General features: G+C 67.1%; 21 protein-coding genes. 15 read left to right on the forward strand and 6 right to left on the reverse strand.

Going from position 1 to position 25,355, the window contains the following annotated elements:
- Positions 1 to 49 precede the first annotated feature (49 nt).
- The 6 genes from tig (at position 50) to ABD231_RS10690 (ending at position 7,701) form a co-directional block, all read left to right on the forward strand.
- The gene (tig, locus tag ABD231_RS10665) at positions 50 to 1,426 is read left to right on the forward strand and encodes a trigger factor (RefSeq protein WP_344148955.1); all 1,377 of its coding nucleotides are present in this window, start codon (positions 50 to 52) and stop codon (positions 1,424 to 1,426) included.
- 293 nt (positions 1,427 to 1,719) lie between these two features.
- Complete coding sequence (locus ABD231_RS10670) at positions 1,720 to 2,343, forward strand: ATP-dependent Clp protease proteolytic subunit (protein ID WP_344148958.1); 624 nt, start codon at positions 1,720 to 1,722, stop codon at positions 2,341 to 2,343.
- A gap of 28 nt (positions 2,344 to 2,371) precedes the next feature.
- On the forward strand, positions 2,372 to 2,980 hold the full coding sequence (locus tag ABD231_RS10675) for an ATP-dependent Clp protease proteolytic subunit (protein ID WP_132410342.1): 609 nt from the start codon (positions 2,372 to 2,374) through the stop codon (positions 2,978 to 2,980).
- A gap of 198 nt (positions 2,981 to 3,178) precedes the next feature.
- Complete coding sequence (gene clpX / locus ABD231_RS10680; protein ID WP_344148963.1) at positions 3,179 to 4,474, forward strand: ATP-dependent Clp protease ATP-binding subunit ClpX; 1,296 nt, start codon at positions 3,179 to 3,181, stop codon at positions 4,472 to 4,474.
- Positions 4,475 to 4,577: 103 nt separating this feature from the next.
- The gene (locus tag ABD231_RS10685; protein ID WP_344148966.1) at positions 4,578 to 6,182 is read left to right on the forward strand and encodes an alpha/beta hydrolase; all 1,605 of its coding nucleotides are present in this window, start codon (positions 4,578 to 4,580) and stop codon (positions 6,180 to 6,182) included.
- A 94-nt stretch (positions 6,183 to 6,276) separates the two neighbouring features.
- A complete protein-coding gene (locus ABD231_RS10690; RefSeq protein WP_344148969.1) occupies positions 6,277 to 7,701 on the forward strand; it encodes a glycoside hydrolase family 6 protein in 1,425 nt (474 codons plus the stop codon).
- Here ABD231_RS10690 and ABD231_RS10695 read toward each other — a convergent pair.
- Positions 7,688 to 8,740, reverse strand: a complete 1,053-nt coding sequence (locus ABD231_RS10695) for a helix-turn-helix transcriptional regulator (protein WP_344148972.1) — start codon at positions 8,738 to 8,740, stop codon at positions 7,688 to 7,690. The two genes, ABD231_RS10690 and ABD231_RS10695, sit on opposite strands and share 14 nt — an antisense overlap.
- A gap of 122 nt (positions 8,741 to 8,862) precedes the next feature.
- Between ABD231_RS10695 and ABD231_RS10700 the strand changes: the two genes are divergently transcribed.
- The 5 genes from ABD231_RS10700 (at position 8,863) to ABD231_RS10720 (ending at position 13,895) form a co-directional block, all read left to right on the forward strand.
- Positions 8,863 to 9,291, forward strand: a complete 429-nt coding sequence (locus ABD231_RS10700; RefSeq protein ID WP_344148975.1) for a cupin domain-containing protein — start codon at positions 8,863 to 8,865, stop codon at positions 9,289 to 9,291.
- Positions 9,288 to 9,641: a DUF1304 family protein gene (locus tag ABD231_RS10705; protein WP_344148978.1), complete on the forward strand. Its 354-nt coding sequence runs from the start codon at positions 9,288 to 9,290 to the stop codon at positions 9,639 to 9,641. The genes ABD231_RS10700 and ABD231_RS10705 overlap by 4 nt, the downstream gene beginning before the upstream one ends.
- 102 nt (positions 9,642 to 9,743) lie before the next feature.
- On the forward strand, positions 9,744 to 11,282 hold the full coding sequence (locus tag ABD231_RS10710; RefSeq protein WP_344148981.1) for an alkaline phosphatase D family protein: 1,539 nt from the start codon (positions 9,744 to 9,746) through the stop codon (positions 11,280 to 11,282).
- A 2-nt stretch (positions 11,283 to 11,284) separates the two neighbouring features.
- Positions 11,285 to 12,541 (forward strand): hypothetical protein, encoded by a 1,257-nt coding sequence (locus ABD231_RS10715; RefSeq protein WP_344148984.1) that lies wholly within the window; start codon positions 11,285 to 11,287, stop codon positions 12,539 to 12,541.
- 85 nt (positions 12,542 to 12,626) lie between these two features.
- The gene (locus ABD231_RS10720; RefSeq protein ID WP_344148987.1) at positions 12,627 to 13,895 is read left to right on the forward strand and encodes a cytochrome P450; all 1,269 of its coding nucleotides are present in this window, start codon (positions 12,627 to 12,629) and stop codon (positions 13,893 to 13,895) included.
- 9 nt (positions 13,896 to 13,904) lie between these two features.
- Here the strand turns inward: ABD231_RS10720 and ABD231_RS10725 are convergent, their stop codons facing one another.
- The gene (locus tag ABD231_RS10725; protein WP_344148990.1) at positions 13,905 to 14,909 is read right to left on the reverse strand and encodes a M14 family zinc carboxypeptidase; all 1,005 of its coding nucleotides are present in this window, start codon (positions 14,907 to 14,909) and stop codon (positions 13,905 to 13,907) included.
- 23 nt (positions 14,910 to 14,932) lie between these two features.
- Here ABD231_RS10725 and ABD231_RS10730 point away from each other — a divergent pair, with 23 nt between their 5' ends.
- Positions 14,933 to 15,466: a GNAT family N-acetyltransferase gene (locus tag ABD231_RS10730; RefSeq protein WP_344148993.1), complete on the forward strand. Its 534-nt coding sequence runs from the start codon at positions 14,933 to 14,935 to the stop codon at positions 15,464 to 15,466.
- On the opposite strand, the gene ABD231_RS10735 is transcribed toward ABD231_RS10730, so the two are convergent.
- A complete protein-coding gene (locus ABD231_RS10735) occupies positions 15,463 to 16,539 on the reverse strand; it encodes an alkene reductase (RefSeq protein ID WP_344148996.1) in 1,077 nt (358 codons plus the stop codon). The two genes, ABD231_RS10730 and ABD231_RS10735, sit on opposite strands and share 4 nt — an antisense overlap.
- A 45-nt stretch (positions 16,540 to 16,584) precedes the next feature.
- Here ABD231_RS10735 and ABD231_RS10740 point away from each other — a divergent pair, with 45 nt between their 5' ends.
- Together ABD231_RS10740 and ABD231_RS10745 are read left to right on the forward strand one after the other, a co-directional pair.
- Entirely contained in the window at positions 16,585 to 16,971 is a 387-nt protein-coding gene (locus tag ABD231_RS10740) for a MerR family transcriptional regulator (protein WP_344148999.1), read from the forward strand.
- Between the two features lie 70 nt (positions 16,972 to 17,041).
- Complete coding sequence (locus ABD231_RS10745) at positions 17,042 to 18,697, forward strand: glutamate--tRNA ligase (RefSeq protein WP_344149002.1); 1,656 nt, start codon at positions 17,042 to 17,044, stop codon at positions 18,695 to 18,697.
- A 146-nt stretch (positions 18,698 to 18,843) separates the two neighbouring features.
- Here the strand turns inward: ABD231_RS10745 and ABD231_RS10750 are convergent, their stop codons facing one another.
- Entirely contained in the window at positions 18,844 to 20,205 is a 1,362-nt protein-coding gene (locus ABD231_RS10750) for a phosphodiester glycosidase family protein (RefSeq protein ID WP_344149005.1), read from the reverse strand.
- Between the two features lie 182 nt (positions 20,206 to 20,387).
- Between ABD231_RS10750 and ABD231_RS10755 the strand changes: the two genes are divergently transcribed.
- The gene (locus ABD231_RS10755; protein WP_344149008.1) at positions 20,388 to 21,314 is read left to right on the forward strand and encodes an AEC family transporter; all 927 of its coding nucleotides are present in this window, start codon (positions 20,388 to 20,390) and stop codon (positions 21,312 to 21,314) included.
- Positions 21,315 to 21,660: 346 nt separating this feature from the next.
- Here the strand turns inward: ABD231_RS10755 and ABD231_RS10760 are convergent, their stop codons facing one another.
- Positions 21,661 to 22,626: a hypothetical protein gene (locus tag ABD231_RS10760; protein WP_344149011.1), complete on the reverse strand. Its 966-nt coding sequence runs from the start codon at positions 22,624 to 22,626 to the stop codon at positions 21,661 to 21,663.
- A gap of 136 nt (positions 22,627 to 22,762) precedes the next feature.
- Complete coding sequence (valS, locus tag ABD231_RS10765) at positions 22,763 to 25,300, reverse strand: valine--tRNA ligase (RefSeq protein ID WP_344149014.1); 2,538 nt, start codon at positions 25,298 to 25,300, stop codon at positions 22,763 to 22,765.
- Positions 25,301 to 25,355: the final 55 nt, after the last annotated feature.

Genomic DNA, 25,355 nt, shown 5'->3' on the forward strand with positions numbered 1-25,355 from the left:
GGCTGTCCGCCGCGCCGGTTATGTCATCAGATCAAGGAGAACCGCCACCGTGAAGAGCACCGTCGAGTCCTTGAGCCCGACGAAGGTCAAGCTCATCGTCGAGGTGCCGTTCGAGGAGCTCAAGCCGAGCCTCGACGCGGCGTACCAGAGCATCGCCTCGCAGATCCAGGTTCCTGGGTTCCGCAAGGGGAAGATCCCGCCGCAGGTGATCGACCAGCGGGTCGGTCGCGGGCCGGTTCTCGAAGAGGCCATCAACGACGCGCTGCCGAAGCTGTACTCGCAGGCGGTCCAGGACAACCAGGTGAAGGCGATCGGCCGGCCTGAGGTGGACGTCACCGAGTTCAACGACAAGGAGAGCCTGCAGTTCTCCGCCGAGGTCGAGGTGCGCCCGGAGATCACGCTGCCGGACCTGGAGGGTCTGGAGGCCGAGGTCGAGGACATCGCGATCGCCGACTCCGAGGTCGAGGAGCAGATCGAGGCGCTGCGGCAGCGGTTCGGCTCGCTGAACCCGGTCGAGCGGGCGGTGGCGGACAAGGACTACATCACCATCGACCTGTCGGCCAGCAAGGACGGCGAGAAGGTCGAGGAGGCGCAGGCCACCGGCCTGTCGTACCAGGTCGGCAGCGGTCAGCTGCTGGACGGGCTCGACGAAGCGGTCACCGGGCTGAGCGCGGGCGAGAGCAAGACCTTCGTCACGCAGCTGGTCGGCGGTTCGCTCAAGGGTGACGACGTCGACGTCGAGGTCACCGTGACCGCGGTCAAGGAGCAGGAGCTGCCGGCCTTCGACGACGAGTTCGCGCAGACCGCGTCGGAGTTCGACACCGCCGATGAGCTGAAGGCCGACGTACAGGCCCGGCTGGAGCGCGGCAAGCGGCTCGAGCAGGCCGGCGAGGCCCGCGACGCGGTGCTCGAGAAGATCCTGACCCTGGTCGACGTGCCGGTGCCGGAGGGTCTGCTGACCGACGAGCTGGCCGCCCGCAAGGAGAACCTTGAGCAGCAGCTCGGGTACTCCGGGATGTCGTTCGAGCAGTTCCTGGAGGGCGAGGAGCAGACCCAGGACGAGTTCGACGAGGACCTGAAGAAGCGTTCCGAGGACGCGATCAAGGCGCAGTTCGTGCTCGACCTGGTGGCCGAGCAGCAGGAGCTGAGCGTCAACGACCAGGAGCTCACCGAGCACATCGTCCGGCACGCGCAGCGTTCCGGTGTCAGCCCGGACCAGTTCGCCCAGCACGCGGTGGAGAACAACCTGGTCCCGAGCCTGGTCTCCGAGGTCGTCCGCGGCAAGGCGCTGGCGCACCTGGTGGAGCACGCGAAGGTCAAGGACGCTTCCGGCAACGTGGTCGAGCTGAAGACCCTGCAGCCGGACGGCACCTACGCCGACCCCGAGGCCGCCGAGGCCCCGGTGGAAGAGCCCGCACAGGCCTGATCTGTCCGTCGAACGGCCCGGACCCCCGCACGGGGTTCCGGGCCGTTTCGCGTTTGACAGTGTGCTGAAAGCGGCGGTGATTACCGTCGCGGTATGCCCTGCACGGTGGAAGATTTCGACGAAGGTGATCGGCCGGAGACTGACGCCTCCGGTGAGCGACTCGCTGAGAGGGACTTCGACTCGGCCGCGCTCTGCTCCTGGTGACCCTCGATCCGGGCCGGTTCGGTGCGCCGTGAGCGAACACCTGTGGCCCAGCCTTAGGTCTGTCGCCGCCGCCCAGTAATGTCGGCTTCGTGAACGAGACATTTGCAGCCAGCCCCACCGCCGCGGGCGGCAATGGATCCGGCGGACACGACGACCACATCTACCAGCGCCTGCTGCAGAACCGGATCATCTTCCTGGGGTCCGAGGTTCGCGACGACAACGCGAACGCGATCTGCGCGCAGATGTTGCTCCTCAACGCCGAGGACCCCAACAAGGACATCTGGCTGTACATCAACTCGCCGGGTGGCTCGGTGGACTCCGGGATGGCGATCTACGACACCATGCAGTGGATCTCCAACGACGTGGCCACGGTCGGGATGGGCCTGGCGGCCTCGATGGGCCAGTTCCTGCTCTGCGCCGGCGCGAAGAACAAGCGCTACGCACTGCCGCACGCCCGGATCATGATGCACCAGCCCTCCGGTGGTATGGGTGGCACGGCGTCCGACATCAAGATCCAGGCCGAGCAGTCGCTGCACCTGAAGGCACTGCTGTTCAAGCTGATCTCCGAGCACACCGGCCAGCCGCTCGAGCAGGTCGAGAGCGACGCGGACCGCGACCGCTGGTTCACGGCCGACAAGGCCAAGGAGTACGGCTTCATCGACCACGTGGTCAACAGCGCCGCTCAGCTCAGCTCCGGCAGCCCGAACTCCTGATCTCCCACCCGACAGAGGACGCACACACATGAACTACTTCATCCCGCAGTGGGAGGAGCGCACGTCGTACGGCATGCGCCGCATCGACCCCTACACCAAGCTGTTCGAGGACCGGATCATCTTCCTCGGTACGCCGATCACGGACGAGATCGCGAACGCCGTGATGGCGCAGCTGCTCTGCCTGCAGTCGATGGACTCCGACCGCGACATCAGCATCTACATCAACTCGCCGGGTGGTTCGTTCACCGCGCTGACCGCGATCTACGACACCGTGCGCTACATCAAGCCGGACGTCCAGACCGTGTGCCTGGGCCAGGCCGCCTCGGCCGCCGCCGTGCTGCTCGCGGCCGGTACGCCGGGTAAGCGGCTGGCGCTGCCGAACAGCCGGATCATCATCCACCAGCCGGCTACCGAGGGCACCTACGGGCAGTCCAGCGACATCGAGATCCAGGCGAACGAGATCCTCCGGCTGCGCGCGCTGCTGGAGAAGATGATCGCCGACGCCAGCGGCAAGTCGCACGAAGAGGTCTCCCGCGACATCGAGCGGGACAAGTTCCTGACCGCCGAGCAGGCGATCGAGTACGGCCTGATCGACGACGTGCTGCAGACCCTGAAGCCGGTTCCGGCCGGAGTCTGACAGCTGAGACGGTGGGCTCCTATCTGGGGCCCACCGCTCCACCCCTGGCTCGGCGGCCGCTGTCAAGGCCCCGCCGCGTTCGCCACCGGCGTAGACACAACCCGGCACAGAGCGCGGTGTTTCGGCTCCTGACGGGGTACCGTCGAAAAAGGTTTGGTGGGGTACCTGATCGACTGCTCAGAGAAGGGATCTGTCCCGGTGGCACGCATAGGTGACGGCGGCGACCTGCTCAAATGCTCGTTCTGCGGAAAGAGCCAGAAGCAGGTCAAGAAGCTCATCGCCGGTCCCGGCGTCTACATCTGCGACGAGTGCATCGATCTCTGCAACGAGATCATCGAGGAGGAGCTGAACGAGGGCTCCGAGGTCGGACTCACCGAGCTGCCCAAGCCGCGGGAGATCTACGACTTCCTCAATGCCTACGTCGTCGGACAGGACGTGGCGAAGAAGGCGCTCGCGGTGGCGGTGTACAACCACTACAAGCGGGTCCGCGACGGTCAGGGCTCCTCGAGCGCCGGCCGGCACGCGAAGGACGAGGCCGTCGAGCTGGCCAAGTCGAACATTCTGCTGATCGGCCCGACCGGGTGCGGTAAGACCTACCTCGCGCAGACCCTGGCCCGGATGCTGAACGTCCCGTTCGCGATCGCGGACGCGACGGCGCTGACCGAGGCCGGGTATGTCGGTGAGGACGTCGAGAACATCCTGCTGAAGCTGATCCAGGCGGCCGACTACGACGTCAAGAAGGCCGAGACCGGGATCATCTACATCGACGAGGTCGACAAGATCGCCCGCAAGAGCGAGAACCCGTCGATCACCCGCGATGTCTCCGGTGAGGGTGTCCAGCAGGCGCTGCTGAAGATCCTCGAGGGTACGACGGCCTCGGTCCCGCCGCAGGGCGGTCGCAAGCACCCGCACCAGGAGTTCATCCAGATCGACACCACCAACGTGCTGTTCATCGTCGGTGGCGCGTTCGCCGGTCTGGACCACATGGTGGAGCAGCGGGTCGGCAAGAAGACGCTCGGTTTCAACGCCTCGCGCGAGCCGGAGAAGCCGAAGGAGGTCGGCGGGTACGCCGATGTGATGCCGGAGGATCTGCTGAAGTTCGGGCTGATCCCCGAGTTCATCGGCCGCCTCCCGGTGATCACCACGGTTTCCCCGCTGGACCGCGACGCGCTGATCAAGATCCTGTCCGAGCCGAAGAACGCGCTGGTCAAGCAGTACCGGCGGCTGTTCGAGATCGACAACGTCGAGCTGGAGTTCAGCGACGACGCGGTCGAGGCGATCGCGGACCAGGCGCTGCTGCGCGGCACCGGTGCCCGCGGTCTGCGCGCCATCATGGAGGAGGTGCTCCTCAACGTGATGTACGAGGTGCCCAGCCGTGAGGACGTGGCGAAGGTCGTCGTGACCGGCGAGGTCGTGCTGGAGAACGTGAACCCCACGCTGATCCCGCGCGATCAGATCGAGCGCAAGCGCGAGCGCCGGGACAAGACCGCTTAGCAGTCACTCTGTAGCGGGAGGCCGGGTCCGCCGTACGGCGGGTGCCCGGCCTCCTTCTCGTGGTGGACGCCAACCGAGAGTGGTGCTTTCTACTGTCGGTGCCATGAGGCAACGAAGAATCGTTCGAAGTCTGACCATCGCCGCCACCGCGCTCGCCCTGGTCGTGCCGATGACCGCGGTCGCTCAAGCGCGGACCGTCGTACCGAAGATCAACTGGGGTACCTGTGGTCCCGCGCCGGAGTTGAAGCCGTTCCAGTGCGCCTCGGTCGAGGTACCGACCGACTACGACCGGCCGAACGGGCCGACCACCACGATCGCGCTCACCCGGTTGCCCGCCAGCGACCCGGCAAAGAAGATCGGCACCCTGTTCACCAACCCCGGCGGTCCGGGTGGGCCTGGAGTCGATTTCATCCACCAGATCGCCCAGACCCTCTACTCGCCGCAACTGCGCGCGCAGTTCGACATCCTCGGGTTCGATCCGCGCGGTGTCGGCAAGTCCGACCCGGCGACCTGCTACCCGACCGAGGCCGAGGAGCAGGCCGCGCTGGCCACGTTGCCGGCGTTCCCGGTGACCGCCAAGGAGGAGCGGCAGTTCATCGCGGACGCCGCGAAGCTGGCGATCAACTGCCGGACCACGTCGCCCGACCGCCTGAAGCACTACTCGACCGCGAACGTTGCCCGGGACATGGACCTGCTCCGGCAGGCGGTCGGCGACCAGAAGCTGACGTACGTCGGCTATTCGTATGGCACGTACCTGGGCGCGACCTACGCCAAGCTGTTCCCGAACAACGTCCGTGCGCTGGCTCTGGACGGCACTCTGCTCCCGGAGTGGTACTCCGGCTCGAACGGCGAACGTCAGCCGCTCGGTGCGCGGATCCGGCAGGGTGAGGGTGCGTCCGACAGCTACAACCAGTTCCTGCTGGAGTGCAAGAAGGCCGGGGCGGCCTGCGCGCTGAACAAGCTCGGTGACCCGAGAACGGTTTCCGAGGGCCTCCTGGCGAAGCTGAAGACCACGCCGGTGGAGGTACCGATGCCGGACGGGACGACGGTGACCATCGACTACCCGGCCGCGGTGTCTTATATGTTCACCCAGTTCTACTCGTCCTACGCGTACCCGGGGCTGGCCGAGACGCTGGCCGAGCTGGCGAAACTGGCCACGCCGACGCGTGCCAAGGCGGCTGCGCCGAAGGCCACCCAGTCACTGATCGAGTGGAACCGCCGCAAGGAGGACTACAGCTCGATCGGCACCGCTCTGCAGCCGTGCATCGAAGCGAAGCAGACCGGTCGCCCGTTGTCCTACCCCGCGTACGCCGACGCTGCCGACGCGCGGGCTCCGCACTTCGGCCGGTTCCGCTCGTGGGTCGGCGTCCAGTGCGAGTTCCTTGGTCTGAAGGACAACGACGCGTTCCTCGGGCCGTGGAGGAACAAGGTGCAGGAGCCGGTGCTGGTGTTCGGCACGCGGCACGACCCGGCGACGCCGTACCAGGCCACCCGCCCGTACGCCGACCTGTGGCCGGACGCGCGGATGGTCACGATCGAGGGCTGGGGGCACTCGACCAGCCTCGGTGGGAGCGTTTGCGCGGACCAGTTGCTGACGAAGTACCTGACCACGCTCCAGGCGCCGGCCGACGGCAGCACCTGCCGGCAGGACCGCAAGCCGTTCGACCCGCTGCCGACGGGTAAGTCGGTGGCGAACCTGATTCGATGAGCGAAAGCTAGTGACAACCGGGAGTGCGACCAGGCAAACTGGAAGCGCTCCCGGTTTCTCATGCCGGCCCCTTTCGCCCCAAGAGGAGCAGTACATGCGATGGATCGTCCGCGGCGTCGTCACCGCCGCACTCGCCTTCGGAGTGGTAATTCCTGGCAGCGCTCCCACGGCCAGCGCCGCCACCGAACTGATCGTGAACGGCGCCTTCACCACCAGTACGGCGAACTGGTGGGGGACCGGTAACACGCCGATCAGCGTGGACGCCGGGCAACTCAAGGCCGCCGTCCCGGGTGGTACCGCCAAGCCGTGGGACGCGCTGGTCGGCCAGAAGGTCCCGGCGTTCCCGATCCGTCAGGGTCACAAGTACATCCTGGCCTTCGACGCGCGCGCGTCCGCTGCCCGCACGCTGCAGACGACCGTCCAGCTCAACGCGGAGCCGTTCACCGGCACCCTCAACAAGCCCTTCGCGGTCACCACGAAGAAGCAGCGGTTCGCCTTCGGCTTCACCGGCGGCTTCGAGACCACCCAGGCCGAGCTCACCTTCCAGCTCGGCGGGCTGGCCGGTGGCGCCTACACGTTCTGGCTGGACAACGTCTCGCTGCTCGACATCACCGGCACGCCCGCGGGCAACCCGGTCGCGCAGACCAACGGGTTCGCCGTCGACCCGCTCTCCAACCCGAAAGAGTGGATCCGCCTGAACCCGAACGACGACCGGAAGACGACGATCGACAACGCGCTGGCCAGCAAGCCGATGGCCCGCTGGTTCGGCGGCTGGGTCCCCAACATCTCCGACGAGATCCAGCAGTACATCGCTCCGGCGATCGCGGCCGGCAAGTTGCCGGTGCTGGTCGCCTACAACATTCCGGGTCGCGACGCCTGCGGCGGTCATTCCAGCGGTGGTGCGGGGAACGTGGCGGCGTACAAGGAATGGATCCAGACTTTCGCGGCGGCGATCGGTACCCGGCCGGCCCTGGTGATCGTGGAGCCGGACTCGATCGGCGACATCGGGTGCATCAAGCTCGAGGAGGAACGCACCTTCCGGTACGAGATGCTCAACTTCGCGCTGCAGACCTTCAAGGAGTTCGCTCCGAACACCTGGACCTACGCCGATGCGACCAACAAGGGCTGGGGTTACGACATCAAGCTCCCCGAACTGTCCACCCGGCTGAAGCTGGCCGGAGTGGCGAACGCCCACGGGCTCGCGGTCAACGTGTCGAACTACTTTTTCACCGACGAGTCGATCGCGTTCGCCACTGAACTCAACTCCCACCTGGACACTCCCAAGCCGTTCATCGTGGACACCAGCCGCAACGGCAAGGGGCCGGGCAACGAGCAGGTCGACCCCTGGTGCAACCCGCGCGACCGCAAGCTCGGCTCGGTCGCGCAGCAAGGCGGCGGTGCGGAGATGCTGTTGTGGGTCAAGGTTCCCGGTGACTCCGACGGCGTGTGCAACGCATCGACAGAGCCGGCCGGCAGGTTCGACCCCAACCTCGCGATGATGCTGATCAACAGCCGATAGTCAGGTCGTCGGGCCGCAGCGTGGCGACCAGTTCGCCACGACTGCGGACGCCGACCTTGGCGAACGCCGCCTTCAGGTGGTCCTGGATCGTGTGCGGCGAGATCGACAACCGGTCGGCGATCTCGGTGGTGGTGTGCCCGGAGATCACCTCGAGGCAGATCTCGCGTTCGCGGGCGGTCAACCCGTACGCCGCCAGCAGCATGCTGACCAGGTGCTGACCGGATGCGGGCTCGATGGTGACGACGACCTCGGACTGGTCGTCGTCACTGATCAGCCGGCTGCCTTGCAACAACACCCAGCCGCCCGAGACGGTCTGAACGCGCACCTGGAAGGTCCCGCTCTCCGAGACTCGCGTGCCGGTCACAACGGCCTGCAGCAGTACGGCGAACCGCCCGGGCGCGATCTGGTCCAATTCGTCCTGCCAGATCTGGGCGGCCGCGGTGACGGCCCGCGGGTCGCCGTTCGGTCCGGTGACGACGATCGACGGGCCGACCCCTCCGCGGTACCCGTGAGCGTCGGTCCGGACCGCGACCCGCGTGGCCGCGCCGATCGCCGGTGCGACCGCCGCCAGGAACTCCACCTCCCGATCGCTGAAGTCGGTACCGGCCCGGACGAACCCGGCCGCACCCCAGCAATCGCCGTCCACGAGGAACGTCGTACGGACCTCCTGGTCGAGGCCGAGCGGGCGCCAGACCTCGTTCAGCCGGCGATGGCCGACCACCTCGCGATGCGGTAGGTCGGACATCCTGGCCACGTGCTGCGCGCGCCGAGCCAGCTCGGCAAACGAGTTCGGTACGTCGCCGGCGTACTCGGTCTGGGCCAGCAGCGGCTCGTACTCCGGTGGAATCCGCTCACGGCCACTCGTCATCGAGCTGATCACCAAAGTGCCCGGGTCGAGCGAGGCCCAGCATGTGAGCTCACTGGTCACGACTCCGGCGATCACCTCGATCGCGGCGGCATGCAGTGCCTCGACGCCCAGTCCGGACGTCGCGAGCGCCGCGATCTCCCGGCGCGCGGACCTCGCACGACCCTCCCACATGGCCTCAGTATGCGCCGCGGTCCGAGCGCCGCCTATCCCTGAATTGTGGGGATTCGAGCCGTCGTGGGATGCCTCGTTCGACGGGATGGTAGGTCGCGATCCTGCTTCCTACCGTCGCCGGTATGACAGTTCATCTGAGTTCAGCAGGAACCGGGCAGGAGTACGTCGCGCCGGACGCGACTGTGACCGTGAAGATCGGCGCGGAGCACACCGACGCCGAGTTCGAACTCTTCGAGATCGACGCCCCACGGGGACCAAGCGGACCGCCGCACACCGAGCCGTGGAGCAAAGCCTTCTACGTGCTGCAAGGGCGAATCCTGGTCCAGGCCGGCGACGAAGGCTACGACCTCGGTCCCGGCGCCTCGATCAGCATCCCAGCCGGCACGGTGAACACCTTCTCGGTGCTCACCCCGAGCGCGAAGTTCCTCGCCTTCAGCCGGACCGGCGGGATGAGCGCGTTCTTCGCCGAGCTGACGACCACCGACCAGACCGACTACGCCGCGCTCGGTGCGGTCGCAGCGCGGCACCGCATCGAGTTGGTCGACTCATGAGTACGGCGGCGCAGGTGCTGGCCGTGGTCATCGCGGCGATGCTGGTCATGGTGTTTGTGATGGAGTCGTTCCGCTACCGGAGCCCGCGGCTTTACCCCCTGTTCCTGACCAGGCCCGAGGATTTCCAGGCGGTCCGGTTGTGGACGGTCAACCTCGGCTTCTACAACCTGACCACCGCGATCGCGCTGCTGATCGGCGTCGTGCTGGACATCGACGCGCTGGTGGTGTTCACCGCGGCACAACACGTGTTCCTGGCGGTGGTCCTGGTCGTGACGGAGCGACGACTCTGGTTCAACTCGCTGCTCGAAGGGATTCCCGCGCTGGCACTGCTCATTCTGGCCACTCGGTGAGCAGATTTAGACCAAACGGTAGGAAAGTTACGGCGATTGCGCAAAGATGGCCACCGCACCACGAACGCTCCCCGCCCCGAGTATCCGTGAAGGTGAGGCCTCATGAGCCCAATCAGTCGCAGAACCCTTGTCCTTGGAGGACTCGCCGCGGCCGGCGTCAGCGCACTCCCGGTCCGCTCTGCAGTGATCGCCGCGACCGCGGCAGTCCCGTATCCGTTCCAGCTCGGGGTTGCCTCGGGCGACCCCGACTCGTCCAGCGTGGTCCTGTGGACCCGCCTGGCTCCCTCTCCGCTGAATGCCGACGGCCTTGGCGGGATGGGGACCGCGGATGTGACCGTCGACTGGCAGGTGTCGACCACCGACACCTTTGCCACGTTGGTCGCGTCCGGCTCCGTCGTGGCGAAGTCCGCCGGTGCTCACTCGGTGCATGTCATCGCCGGTGGTCTCAATCCGGACTTCGACTACTTCTACCGGTTCCGGGCGCAGGGTCACCTCTCACCGGTCGGCCGCACCCGGACCGCGCCGGCCGCCGGTACCAACGGCCGCGACCTCGTGATGGCGTTCGCCTCGTGCGCTCACTACGAGGAGGGCTACTACACCGCCTACCGGAAGATGGCCGAGGACAACCCCGGTCTGATCCTGCACCTGGGCGACTACATCTACGAGTACGGCGCTACTGCCGGCCGGCCGCGGTTGCACGCGGGTGCGACCGAGATCGTGTCGCTGGCCGACTACCGCCGCCGGTACGCGCAGTACAAGAGTGACCCGGACCTGCAGGCGGCTCACGCGGCTGCGCCGTGGATCGTCGTACCGGACGACCATGAGGTCGAGAACAACCGGGCGGGCAACATCCGGGCCGACAGCACGCCTGCGCTGACGGCTGCGGAGTGGACTGCCCGGCAGGCGGCGGCGTACAAGGCGTACTACGAGAACATGCCGCTGCGGGCGGCGCAGGTGAACAACGGTGCGGCCATCCAGCTCTACCGGCGGCTGCAGTGGGGGAGCCTGGCGACGTTCCACATGCTCGACACGCGGCAGTACCGCAACGACCAGGCCTGTGGCGACGGGTGGAAGGTCTGCTCGGACGCTGACCTCGCCTCGCGCAGTCTGCCGGGTAACGCTCAGGAGACCTGGCTGCTGAACGGTCTGAACGAGCACACCGGCACCTGGGACATCATCGGCCAGCAGGTGTTCTTCTCCCGCCGGTTCAACGCGAGTGGCGCCAGCATGGACTCGTGGGACGGCTACCGCGCTTCGCGGGCCCGGATCCAGCAGGGCTGGCAGGACCGCGGTACGCGCAACCCCGTCGTACTGACTGGTGATGTGCACCGCGCCTGGGCCAACGACCTCAAGAAGGACTACAACAACGCCAGCTCGCCCACCATCGGCAGTGAGCTCGTCTGTACGTCGGTCACGTCGGGTGGTGACGGTGACGCCACCACAACCGTTCCTGACGTCGGGACGAACCCGTGGCTGAAGTTCTACAGCAACCGGCGCGGTTATGTCCGTACGACGATCACTCCGACCCAGATGCAGGCCGACTTCCGCGGTCTGTCCAAGGTGTCGGAGCACGACGGCACGGTGTCGACACTGAAGTCATTCGTCATCCAAGACGGTCAGCCCGGATTGCAGGCGGTGTGACGATGCTGAAGCGAGCACTGGCCATCACAGGCGTTGCTGTCACTGCACTCGGGCTCATGGCGCCAACGGCGTCCGCACACATCGCTGCACCGGTCTGGGTCACTGCCAACAGCTCATCCACCGGCGACCAGGATGCGCCGGCCATAGCGATCAACCGGACCGGCTACGTCGCTGTGGTCTGGGAGGACGACCGCGACACGGACAACGCCACCGACAACGTGCACAGCGACATCTGGCTGCGGCTGTTCCGCGACGGGACTGCTGTCTACGAGAAGAAGCTGTCTGCCGGTGGCGACTCTGGGGTGACGAACTGGCGGCACCTGCACCCGGACGTCGACCTGGACGACAAGGGCAACGCAGTAGTGGTCTGGCAGGACGACCCGGACGGCAACGGCTTCTACAACATCCCCTATCGAGTCGTGAACACCGCTGGGACGGTCACCGCCTCCGGTAACGCGAACAGCAGCGCTACCGGTCAGCAGATCAACCCCCGCGTGGCTGTAGACCCAGATGGCGCACCCAGTGGTGGCGCTGTCGCGTTCACTGCAGTCTGGGAAGACATCCAGACCGGTACGCCGGCCACGGTGAAGGCAGCCGGGTACACAGGCCCGACGACTCGGGCCTGGGAGGTCACCGCGTCGCAGACAACCGGTCAGCACCACAACCCGGATGTGGCGGTCTCAGCCTCAGGCGACGCGGTTGTCGTGTGGGACGAGGACGGTGACGCAAACGCGGCGTACAACGTCGGTCTGGTCCGGCTGGCGAAGGCGAACGGCGCAGTGAACCTCTCGCGCCGCATCGCGAACTCCAACGGCGACGGTCAGCAGACACACGCCTCGGTAGCAGCGAACTTCAACGGTGACTTCGCAGTCGCGTGGGAGTCCGACCACACCGGTACGGCGGGCGCGTGGACCCGCACGTTCGACGCCACCGGCACCGCCCGTTTCGCCGACGTACAGGTTGCTGCCGGCGGTAAGGCTCCCTCGGTCGGCATTGACGATGCTGAGCAGACAGTGGTCGGCTGGACGACCCAGGCCACTGACCTGGATGTCTGGGTGCGCGGCTTCACTCCCGCGGGTACCGACACCGGCCGCCTCTCCGCTCAGCAACTCAGCTCAGTCACGGCGGGCCGCCAGGAGCAGATGGTGGTCGCCGTCTCGTCGTACGCCGAGGTAGCCGTCGCCTACACCGACGACAACGACGGCAACACGTACGACCAGATCCACCTCGGCACCTCAATCTCCAACAACAGCTGGTAAAACGACCTGCCTGAACCGGCCACGGTTGTTGCGTGATCGCGCACGATGCCTTCGGTGCGCGATCACGCGAGGTGATGATGGACAGGTGCCCACCGCGAAGGCAGTTGACTACTTCGACCTGTTGCGCCGCCCGTACGACGAGCTCGTGGCGATGCACCGGCGGCGGGGCGAGGTGGTGAAGACGCGGCTCGGGCCGATTCACTACACGTACCTGTTCGGGGCCGACGCCAATCGGTTCGTGTTCGCCAACTCGGATCTCTTCCGGTGGCGGGAGGCGTTCGAGTTCTTGGTCCCGATCACCGGCGAGACGGCACTGATCACGAGTGACGGTGCGCCGCACAAGCGCCGGCGGCGGCTGGTGCAGCCTGCGTTCCACCACCGTCAGATCGCCGGGTACGTCGATACGTTCCGGCGCAACGCGGATCGCGTTATCGACAGCTGGCGGCCGGGGACCGTCGTGGATGCGTACGCCGAGTTCCGGCGAGCCATCCGGCGGAGCACGATCGAGCTGCTGTTCGGGGAGCGGCTGGCTGCGGACGAACAACGGCTGGGGGATCAGCTGCAGCTCGTGCTGGATCTACTGGACCTGCTGCCGTTCGAGCGGCTGCTGCAGGAGCGACTCGGCCTGCCGAAGTGGCGGCGGGCGTTGGCGGCCAAGGCTGAGGTCGACGCCCGGGTGTTCGAGGAGATCGCCTATCGGCGGGCGCATCCGGACGAGGTCGGGACGGATGTGCTGTCGTCCTTGGTAGATGCGGTCGATGAGGACGGTGATCGGCTGTCCGACGAGGAGATCCGGGATCAGGTGATCAGCCTGATCTCGGCCGGCTACGAGACCACGAGTGCTGCGATGGGCTGGCTCATTCACGAGCTGGTCAACGCACCGAAGCACTGGCAGCCGGCGCCGTACGACGATCCTTCGATCGCCAACCTGGTGTCCGAAGCGTTGCGGCTCCATCCACCGGCCGTGTTGTCGGCGCGCTATGTGGCGACGGAGTTCGAGTTCGCCGGGGAGCGGATCCCGGTCGGCACTCAGCTGATCATCAGTCCGTACGTCACGCATCGGCTCGCCGAGATCTGGCCGGACCCGACGCGGTTCGACCCAGACCGGTGGGATCCGCAGCAGGCGTCGTACCGGAAGCCGACTCCGGCCGAGTTCCTGCCGTTCGCCGCGGGGGCGCACCGGTGTATCGGCTCGACCTTCGCGACTGTCGAGCTGCAGGTGGTCCTCAGCCGGCTGCTCGAGCGCGCCACGCTGAGCCCGATAGCGCAGCGGATCGAGCCGATCGGCTACGGCGCGATGCGCCCCCGGTACGGCGTTCAGGTCCGCATCGACGACGTACGTCCGGCGAGCTGAGTCGATTGGTCAGGCGGCGTCGTGCTCATCCTCGGCAAAGCCAGGAAGGGCCGGGCCGCGCGGTGGGATGGCGGTTGCGGCCGCCGGGTCGATGGTGTGCACGGAGCCGTTCGCGGCGGACCGTGCGATGGCGAGCATCGAGGCGAGTGCATCGGAGATCTGGTGCTGCTCACGACCGGGGATGTCGCTGAGCTCGACCAGCACACTGCCACTGCCCAGCAGGCCGTAGCCGTTGCGGGCGATGCCTTGGTAGTCGCCACCGGGGTACTGCGTCACGTTGCCGCCGGCGCCGTTGATCGACCGCTGCACCACGACCGCGATCTGCTTGGCGAAGTCGACGTCCGCGGGCTTCACGCCTGCGTTCGTCGGCCACAGCGTGGAGGCGGTGATTTCCTTGCCGGAGGCATCTTTGTAGCGACCCTGCATGTGGTAGTCGACCATGATGTCCGGCTGGACCGCGGCGAACCGGCGCTGGATCAGCCCGGCCTCGGTCGCCGGGTTGTCTGCCGGCGCGACCGCCGGGTCGTGGTACCGGTTGATGTCGTACCCCTTACCGGCTTCACCGTACTCGGGGACGGCGGTGGGGTCGTAGTTGTAACGCCAGTTGCGTTCGTGGCCATCCGGGTTCGCGCGCACGATGATGTCGACGGTCACCTGCGACAGCAGTTTGCGCTGCCACGCGCTGTTGCCGACGCCGACCGTGCGCAGGAACTCCAGCGCCGCCGGAGTCCCGAGCGGCTCGTCACCATGCTGCTGGGTGACGTACTGGATCTTGACCTTGCCATGGCCGACCCGCGCCGCCCAGACCGGCCGGTTCTCGTTACTACGGCCGATCGGAGTGACGCGGACCTTGCCATGGCTCTGGATAGCGAGTTTGTGCAGCTGTACGGCGAGTTTCGCGGTCGACGGACGTGGATCGACGGGCGCGGTGTCGACGGCCTGGGCGGTTGGTGCAACGAGTAGCCCGGCGGTGACGAGGGCGGACATCAGGAAAATTCGGGGCGTAATCCTCATCCCCGCAGACTAGGTTTGATGACGTGGACTTTCGAGTGGCAACGGTGGATGACGCCGAACAGGTCGCAGCACTGCACGCGGACAGCTGGCGGCGACACTACCGAGGCGCGTACGCCGACACGTTCCTGGACGGCGACATCGAGTCCGATCGACGCAAGGTCTGGACGGAACGACTCGCCGTACCGGCTCACACCGAGACGATGCTGGCCGAGGAATCCGGTCAGCTGATCGGGTTCGTGCACGTGATGCTCGACAAGGATCCGCTGTGGGGCAGTCTGGTCGACAACTTGCATGTGAGCACCGCGCGACGCGGGTCCGGGATCGGCGGCCGCTTGTTGCGGCATGCGGCCAGTGCTGTTGAGCAGCGGGCGGCGAGCCGCGCCATGTACTTGTGGGTGCTCGAGCAGAACTTCGCGGCGCAGGGCTTCTACCGCGCCAACGGAGGCGAGGCCGTTGGGTCCGCGCCGGTACCGCCGCCCGGTGGCGATCCGAGCCGACTCAACGGGAGCCCAGCCTGCTTGCGGATCGCCTGGGCGGACGTCGCCGTATTGAGTTAGGCCGCTTGGTGTTGGTACGCCGGGTAGGTCAGATAGCCGTGGTTGCCGCCCTCGAAGTAGGTGGCCTCGTCGGCGGTGGCCAGGGGGAGGCCGATTCGTAGGCGCTCGACCAGGTCGGGGTTGGCGATGAACGCACGCCCGAAGCTGATCAGGTCCGCGCCCTTCCGAAGCCAGTGGTCGGCGTCGGCGGGCCCGGCCTGAACGGGGCCTAGTCCTGCGCCGGGGTTGATGATCAGGGTGCCTGGCCAGATGGCGCGCAGCGCGGCGAGGGTCGCCTCGTCGGTGGTGACTTCGAGGTGCAGGTAGGCGAGGTCGAACGCCGCCAGTTCCTTGACCAACGCCGTGTAGAGCGCCGGTACGTCGTTCTCCTGCACACCCCAGAACGTCGCGCCGGGGGAGAGGCGGATACCGGTGCGGGCGGCACCGACCGCCTCGACCGTGTGCGCGACCGCCTCGACGGCGAACCGGATTCGGTTCGCGACCGAGCCGCCGTACCGGTCGGTGCGGAGGTTGGCGTTGTCGGAGAGGAACTGCTGGATGAGGTAGCCGTTCGCACCATGCAGTTCGACACCGTCGAAGCCCGCAGCGATCCCGCGCCGGGCAGCGTCGGCGTACGAGCGGGCATGCTCCGGTACTTCGGCAGTCGTCATCGCGCGGGGTATCGGCGCGGGCTGCCGGCCGCTCGGTGTGAAGACGTCGCCGACTGCCGGGACGGCCGATGGTCCGGCCGGCTGCAGGCCGTGCGTTTCCGGGTGGGAGACGCGGCCGCCGTGCATGATCTGGGCGAAGACGCGGCCGCCGTTCGCGTGGATCGCGGCGGTCACCTGGCGCCACGACTCCGCCTGCTCGTCGGTGTGCAGTCCCGGCGTACTGGGGTTGGACTGTCCGATCAGACTTGGCTGCGCGCCTTCGGAGACGATCAGCCCAGCGGTCGCGCGCTGCGCGTAGTACGTCGCCATCGCGGGCGTCGCGAGTCCGTCGGTCGTGGCGCGGACCCGCGACATCGGGGCCATCACCACGCGGTTGGGGAGTTCTATGTGGCCGAGCTGGTGATTGTCGAAGAGGGAGTTCATACGAGTTAAGCTAAAAGCTCACATCCATGTGAGGGGCAAATCATCGTGGTTCAGGTCACATCCGACATGGCGATGCGCATCGGCGAACTGTCCGACCGGACCGGTGTCAGCGTGCGCTCGCTGCGGTACTACGAGGAGCAGGGACTGCTCACGAGCACCCGGAGTGCGAGCGGGCAGCGCTATTACCGGGAGGAGGCCGTCGATCGGGTCTCCTTCATCCAGGTGCTGTACACCGCCGGCCTGTCGAGCAAGACCATCGCCGAGGTGATGCCGTGCCGCTACGCCCCGAGCGAGCAGAACTCGGACGCCGCCGCCGACCGGATGGTCCAGGAACGCGACAGGTTGTCGGACCACATCGACGAGTTGCTGAAGACCCGCGACGCCCTGGACGAGCTCATCAAGATCAACCGCGCGCACCGCGTCACGCTCTGACCGCGGTTCTTTCACTCGCAGTTGCTAGGCTCGGGCAGTTGGCGTCGAACCGGAAGTGAGAGTTACCGAAATGCTGGACCGCGCGGTCATCGATGGACTGTTCCCTGCTGATCTCCCCGAGCCGGAGTTCTGGGAGGAGAAGTATCCGCAGCGTGCGCTGGCCGACGGTGCGAAGGTGACGCGGCTCGGGCCGTCGCCGACCGGGTTCATCCACATCGGCGGGATCTATGCCGGGATGATCGACCGGGACATCTCGACGAACACCGGTGGCGTCTACCTGGTGCGGATCGAGGACACCGACCAGTCGCGCGAGGTCGAGGGGGCGCTGGAGCAGTTCGCGCGCGGGTTCGACTACTTCCACATCTCGTCGGACGAGGATGTCACCAAGGGCTCCTACGGCCCGTACATGCAGTCGCAGCGGGAGCAGATCTACCTGACCTTCGTGCGGCACCTGCTTCGCCAGGGCAAGGCGTACCTGTGCTTCGCCACCAAGGAGGAGCTGGCCGACATCACCGGTCGCCAGCAGGCGAACAAGGTCCCGACCGGGTACTACGGCAAGTGGGCGATCTGGCGTGACGCGGACGCGAGCGACGTGGCCGCCAAGCTGGCCGACGGGACGCCGTACGTCGTCCGTTTCCGCGCACCCGACGATGCGGACGGGCAGCGGACGCGGTTCACCGACGCGATCCGTGGTGAGCTCGAGCACGAGGCGAACCGGAACGACGCGGTCATCCTGAAGGCGTCCGACCAGTCGCCGCGGCTCCCGACGTACCACTTCGCGCACGCGGTCGACGACCACCTGATGCGGGTGAACCTCGTCATCCGCGGCGACGAGTGGATCTCGTCGGTGCCGCTGCACCTGCAGTTGTTCGCGGCGCTGGAGTTCGAGCCGATCCAGTACGCGCACATCGCGCCGCTGATGAAGCAGATCCCGGGTGGCAAGCGGAAGCTGTCGAAGCGCAAGGACCCCGAGGCCGGTGTCGACTTCTACATCGGCGCGGGCTTCCCGGCCGACGCTGTCCTGTACTACCTGCGCGGTCTGGCGAACGGCCGGCTGGCGGAGGTCCCGCTGGCCGAGGCGCTGGCTGCGCCGATCCAGCTCGACCAGTGTGGTGTCGCCGGTCCGCTCGTTGACCTCGTGAAGCTCGAGGACATCAGTGCTGACCACATCGCGACGTTGAGCGGTCAGCAGATCCTCGACGCGGTGCGCGTGTGGGCTCTCGAGTACGACGCTGAGCTCGTCCCCGTGTTGGATGCGGAGCCCGAGCTCGCGTTGCGTGCGCTCGCGGTTGAGCGTGACGGTGTCGAGAACCCGCGGAAGGACCTGCGCAAGTGGTCCGACTTCCGGACTGCCTACGCGTTCTTCTTCCCGGAGTTGTTCGAGCTGGTCAGCGGCCCGACCGACGAGCGCATCGCCGCGCTGGGGGTTGCTCCCGAGGTCGTCACCGCGTTCGCTCAGGACTTGGTCGCGAGCTACGAGCACCGCGATGACGCGTCCGAGTGGTTCAACCAGATCCGCGATCTGGCGTCCAAGCACGGGTTCGCTGCGAATGCCAAGGAATACAAGAAGGATCCGGACGCCTACCCGGGTTCGATCCGCGAGGCCTCACAGCTCGTCCGGGTCGCCATCACCGGCGCCACGAAGAGCCCTGATCTGCACGCAACCACGCAGGCCTTGGGCGCCGAAGAAACCCTCCGACGCCTCCAGGCCCTCGCCGCTTCCTAACCGCACCGCCGGCGACACGAGCGCCCGCCCCGCCCCCAATTTCGCTGGCTAGCCACTCAAATTGGGGGTTCTCCACCCTTAACCATGGTGCAGAACCCCCAACCGCGGTGGCTAGCCAGCCAAATGGGGTCTCGGGCGTTGGCGATTCAGCGGGTGGGGTAGTAGACGACCGCGTCGCCGACGTAGCGTTCCGCGCCGTTCGTCCCGCTTGGGTGGTTGATCAGGGTGCCGTCCGTGCGCGCCATCGCGGTCGACCCGCCGCCGTCGAGGTTGACCGACTCGGTCATGCCCAGTGCGTCCGCGACAGCGCCGGTCTCGGCCATCGTCGTACCGACGCTGGTGGTTTGCCGGCCGTCGATGGTGGCGAGCATGAGCTTGCCGTCGGCGGTGGTTCCGGCGATGGTCCGCGGGTTGCGGGCGAAGAAGCTGCCGCCACCAGGCGGTACGACGATCTCGCCGCCCTGGGTGAGGCGGTAGCGCCCGACAACGCCGTACAGGCCGCGGTGCAAGGTGATCGGCGTGCCCTGGTCGTTGGTGAGCAGGTGACTGCGGTCGACACAACCGCCGTTCGCCGTCAGGGCGAGCAGCGCGTTCGTGTCCTTGCCGGTCGCCTGCAGCGCGAACTGGCTGACCGTGATCGTGCTGCCGCGGGTGGTCGACGTGCGGACCACGCACCCGAGCCGGTCGAAGACGATCTCGACACCATGTCCCGACGGCGTCTTGGTGGCGAAGTGCGGCGTGAACAGTACGACGTCACCCGCGGCCGTGCAGGTGGTCTGATCGACGATGTCGGCGCAGGCGGCCGGAATCACCGGCGGGTGGTTGACGAACTCGAGCGGAAGCGTCGCGGCGGTATCGCGGTTCTTGATCTGACCGGTCCAGCTCACCTTCTGCACGCTCAGCTGGTTGCTGTTGGCATCGATCAGCAGACTCATCTCGCTGATGCTGGTGGTCGGCTCACTGATCAGCTGGCCGTCCGAGAGAGCGAGTCCCACTGGATCACCCGGGTACGTCGGGTTCGCGGTGAACGTGAAGAACGACCCGTTCGTCCCGACGACCGCGCCCGCGCTCTTGACCAGTTGCGATGTCTTCTCGGTCCGGGCCAGATCCGGTCCGTACGTCGTCGCGACGCGCCCCTGCGCGAGTGCCGGATCGATCGTCACCACGTTGACCACCCAGGGACCGCGGGGCGTCGTCTCGATCTCGTCGGGGTCGGCCGGCGTCGTACCGCGGACGATCTTGGTCAGCGTGACACCAGGCGCGAGCGCGCTGTCGGTGCGCGTCTCGGTGAGATCCGCGTCGCCGATCGGCAGGCTCCCGTCGGCCCGCGGCGCGGACGGCTGTGGGTCGCCTGCCTTACCGGGCGTGTTCCGATAGCCCGGCGAGGCCGGGTCAGTCTGATATCCCGACGATCCTGGGTCGGCGCCGGGTGCGGCGGCGGCCGGTACGACGGTGATCGACAGGAGGGCGGCTACGACGAGCCCTCGCTTCAGGAGTTGAGCAGGCATGGGCGGTACCTTCCCCCTCGGCGGAATCTTTCCGCGATGATGCGCTGAGTCGTCAGCGAGTACCAGGGTAATGGGTCGAGCACGAACGGTGAAGCTGTCCGGAGGATGGTCTGCCCGAAGGTCTCCGGATGCGTTCCCGATACGATCCGGAGGTTGCCGAGCTGTTGAGGAGTTGACCGCGGGTGTCCGCCGTCGTGGGTGCGTTCGTCGCGCTGGTGGCGGTCGCAATGCTCGGGTACGTCGTCGGTCTGGCCGGCGTACTGCGCTCCCAGGACGAGCTCGTCCTGTCCCGCCTGGCGTTCTTCGTCGCGACCCCGGCACTGCTGTTCACCACGGTCGCGCGCGCGGATCTGCACTCGATCTTCTCCGTGGTGCTGGTGACAAACCTGGCCAGCCTGCTCGTCGTCCAGGCGATCTTCGTGCTGGTGGCGGTGCTGCTCTGGCGGCGAACGCGTTCCGAAGCGACGGTCGGCGTGCTCGCGTCGTCGTACGTGAACGCAGGCAATCTCGGCGTACCGATCGCGGCGTACGTACTGGGCAATGGTGCGTTGGTCGCGCCGATCGTGCTCTTCCAGTTACTCGTCTTCGCGCCCGTCGCGTTCGCCATCCTGGACGGCGATCGACAGGGGAGCGGTCGTCGGGTTCAGCTGCGCACGGTGCTCACGCGTCCACTGCGGAACCCGCTGACGGTTGCGTCGCTACTCGGCTTGGTGGCGGCCGCGTTCGACGTACCGCTGCCGACGGTGCTGATGCGACCGATCGACCTGCTGGCCGCGGCCGCCGTACCGGTCGCGCTGATCGCCTACGGCCTCAGCCTGAGCGCGGGAGCGAAGGACTCGATCACCTTGCAGCGAGACGTCGTACTGGCCGTGGTCCTGAAGACGGTCGCCCAACCCCTGCTCGCGTACGCCGTCGCCCGCTGGCTGCTCGATCTGCACGGCACCGCGCTCCTGGCCCCGACCCTACTGGCCGCACTACCCACCGCGCAGAACGTCTACGTGTACGCCGTCCACTACCGAACCTCACGCACCCTCGCCCGAAGCGCAGTCCTCATCAGCACCCTGGTCTCCATCCCCCTAATGACCGCAATAGCCGGCCTCCTCGCCTAACCCCCGTGCTACCCCACCCCCCAACAGCCCTCCCAGGCGACCCGCCCTCCCTTCGGCGAACCCCCCAGCTCAACGGTCATCCCTCCAGACGGGGGGTTGCCCATTGAGAATCTCAGTGGGCAACCCCCCGACTCGACGGGCAACCCCTGACTCGGCGGGCAACATGCGCTCGGGGGCACGATGGGTTCAGGCGTGCCGGCCGGCTGGGGATGGCGAAGGTTCCGGGGTGCGGCAGCTCGGGGCGGACCTGCGCCACTCAGTAACCCTCGGATTGGCGACTCGCGCGGATGGAGTTGAGCGTGAAGTGGGTGGGGCGCGTGCAGTTGGTGAGTGTTGGCGGTCCGGGCTACTTCATCGCGTGGAAGGCCTCGACGGCGACCGGGGCCACCTGGTCGACGGTGATGCCTTCGTTGGCGGACTGGGCGATGACGGTGAGCGTGTTGGAACCGCGGTAGCACTGCGTCGGCAGGTTGCCGGTCGTCTCGACACAGGTCGCCTGCCCAATCTTCTTCACCTTGTCAGGTGACGCCCCGGAGTCCGCGACCGTCTTAGCGATGTCGACCTTCCCGCGCAACGCAATCACCACGAACAGCCGGTCGCCGTCCAAATTCCCGTACGCCTCAACAGTCGCCTGCTTGCCGTTGTTGATCCGACTCAACGCCTGCCGCGTCTGGTCCAACTGCAACTGGTTCCGAATGTCCGCATCCGTGACCCGATCAAGCCCCGCAAGCTTCGCCGGCGGCGTAATCCCACGAGCCGTGTTCAGCCGGTTCAACGGACCCAGCCCCCACACATACCCAAGCACCGCCAACACCAACAACACCACCAAAGCCCCAGCCACGGTGACAAACGGCCCACGCCTGTAGAACCGAACCTTCTTCTCCCCCTCAGGTACGACGGCAGCCGCACCAGCACCCGCTTCAGCCACGGAACCACCCGCAGCATCCTTCCCCGCGTCCACCTTTGAAGCAGCACCTCCAGGTACGGCGGTGGTGGGCGCGGCCGAAGGCGTCGTCGGCGCAGGCTTGTCCGCGGCAGGCGACTTGTCGGGGGTGGAGTCCTCGGCGGCGGGCTTCTCCGCTGCGGTGGTCTCCGCGGTCGTCGGCTTCGGAGCCGATGAGTCGGCGGGCGGCTGCTCCTTGGAGGCGGCGGGCGCGTCGGGTGCCGACGGTGTTGTCGGGGTGGTTGTGGCAGGTGCAGCCGGTGCCTTGGAGGCGGGGGTCGCGTCGGGGGCCGGGGGAGCGGGGGTGGCCGCACCGGACTCCGGGGACTCCTGGGAACCGGGGTCGCTCGGGGTGGTGGGATCGCTCATCAAAGGGCTCCTTGGTGCTGACGCGGGTCCAGGCCGATGGTTGCACATCGGACAACCTGGTTCCGCAGCGTAGTCGTTCGATGCAAACGCGTAGTGCCCGCCTCCCCAGGGGGTGACGGGCACTACCGGTACGACGTCAGAGGGTGGCGACGACGCTCACCGTGTCGGTCTCGTCCGCGTTCCAGACGATCTCGCCGGTGATCCGGCCGGCGGCGCGCAGATCGGGTTCGGCGCGCTCGGCGAGGGCTAGGCGGGCGGCGGGGCCGCTGACCTCGACCTTGCTGACCTCGGTCTTCATCGAGACCTGCGCCGCGGACTTCGCGCCGCGGATCCCAGCAAGCACCTCGGCGACCGCGTCAAGAACCTCAGCCTCCTGCGCAGCAACCGCAAGATCGGCGTCTGTCGGCCAGGCGGCCCGGTGGATCGAACCCTCCTGCCACCACGACCAGACCTCTTCGGTTGCAAACGGCAGGTACGGCGCGAGCAGTCGCAACTGAACCGACAACGCGACCGCGAGCGCCGCCTTGGCCGAGACCGCGGCAGCGTCGCCCTGACCGCCGTACGCGCGCTCCTTGACCAGCTCGACGTAGTCGTCGCAGAACGTCCAGAAGAACCGCTCGGAAACCTCGAGCGCACCGGTGTAGTCGTACCGCTCGAACGCGGCCGTGGCATCCGCAACAACCGAACGAAGCCGCTGCAGCATCGCCAGGTCGACCGGCTCGGTGACCGCAGCCGCATCAATCGTCGTCGCCCCGAACGACAGCACGAACTTCGAAGCGTTCAGAACCTTGATCGCCAGCCGCCGGCCAACCTTCATCTGCGACTCGTCGAACGGCGAGTCCATCCCCGGTCGCGCCATCGCGGCCCGCCAGCGAACGGCGTCGGTGCCGAACTTCTCCAGGATCTCCGACGGAATGATCGCGTTGCCCTTGGACTTCGACATCTTCTTGCGGTCGGGGTCGACGACGAATCCGGAGATCATCGAGCGCGCCCACGGCAGCGTGCCGTTCTCGAAGTGGGCCCGGACGACGCGGGAGAACAGCCAGGTGCGGATGATCTCGTGTGCGTGCGTGTTCAGGTCCATCGGGAACGTCCGCTGGAACAGGTCGTCGTCCCGCTCCCAGCCGCACGCGATGTGCGGGGTGAGCGACGAGGTCGCCCAGGTGTCCATCACATCGGGGTCGGCCTCGAACCCACCGGGCTTGCCACGCTGGGCTTCGTCGTACCCACGCGGTGCCTGCGAGGTCGGGTCGATCGGCAGCTCGGCTTCGGCCGGCATCAGCGGGTGGTCGTAGTCGACCTCGCCGTCGGCGTCGATCGGGTACCAGACCGGGAACGGTACGCCGAAGAAGCGCTGCCGGGAGACCAGCCAGTCGCCGTTCAGTCCGTCGACCCAGTTCATGTACCGGTGCTTCATGTGCTCCGGGACCCAGCCGAGCTCGTCACCGCGCTCGAGGAACTCGGCCTTGAGGTCGGCGCTCCGGCCGCCGTTCGTGATGTACCACTGGCGCGTGGAGACGATCTCGAGCGGCTTGTCGCCCTTCTCGAAGAAGTTCGCCATCCGCTCGGTCTTCTTCGGCTCCCCGTCCAGGTCGCCGCTCTCGCGCAGCTTGCCGACGATCAGCTCGCGCGCCGAGAACGTCGTCTTGCCGGCCAGTTCGGCGTACAGCTCGGAGCCGGTCAGCCACTCCGGGGTCTCCCGCAGGATGCGCCCGTCCCGGCCGATGACCGTGCGGACCGGCAGCTGCAGCTCACGCCACCAGGTGATGTCCGTCTGGTCGCCGAACGTGCAGCACATCGCGATACCGGCACCCTTGTCCATCTCGGCGGCCGGGTGCGCCAGGACCGGGATCTCGACGTCGAACAGCGGCGAGCGAACCGTCGTACCGAAGAGGTCCTTGTACCGCTCGTCATCCGGGTGCGCGATCAGCGCGACACAGGCCGGCAGCAGCTCCGGCCGCGTCGTCTCGATGTAGACGGGCCCGTTGGCACCGTGGAACGCGACCCGGTGGTAAGCGCCCGGATACGGCCGCGGCTCAAGCTCGGCCTGTGCGACCGCCGTCTGGAACGTGACGTCCCAGAGCGTCGGCGCCTCGGACAGATACGCCTCGCCGCGGGCGAAGTTGCGCAGGAACGCACGCTGCGACGTACGGCGGGAGTCCTCGGAGATGGTCGTGTACAGGTGGTTCCAGTCGACGCTCAGCCCGACCTGGCGCCACATCGCCTCGAAGGCCTGCTCGTCGATATGCGTGAGCTCACCGCACAGGTCGACGAAGTTCTGCCGGGAGATCGGGATCTGCTTCTTCGGGTCCGGCTTCTCCGGCGGGGTGAAGTCCGGGTCGTAGGGCAGCGTCGGGTCGCACTTGACGCCGTAGTAGTTCTGGACGCGGCGCTCGGTCGGCAGGCCGTTGTCGTCCCAGCCGATCGGGTAGAAGACCTGCTTGCCGCGCATCCGCTGGAAGCGCGCGATCAGGTCGGTGTGGGTGTAGCTGAAGATGTGCCCGACGTGCAGCGACCCCGAGACCGTCGGCGGGGGCGTGTCGATGGAGTAGACATCGGCGCGCTCCGCGGTCCGGTCGAAGGCGTAGGTCTGCTGCTCCTTCCATACGGCAGCCCACTTCTCCTCGAGGCCGTCGAGGCTGGGCTTGTCTGGAACGCGGGACATCTGGGTCATGCGCACAATCCTAGTGGTTGTCAAGGGGTGCTCCGAACGCTTTATCCACAGGCTC

It is taken from the genome of Kribbella yunnanensis (assembly GCF_039529655.1).
GTDB classification, from domain to species: Bacteria; Actinomycetota; Actinomycetes; order Propionibacteriales; family Kribbellaceae; genus Kribbella; species Kribbella yunnanensis.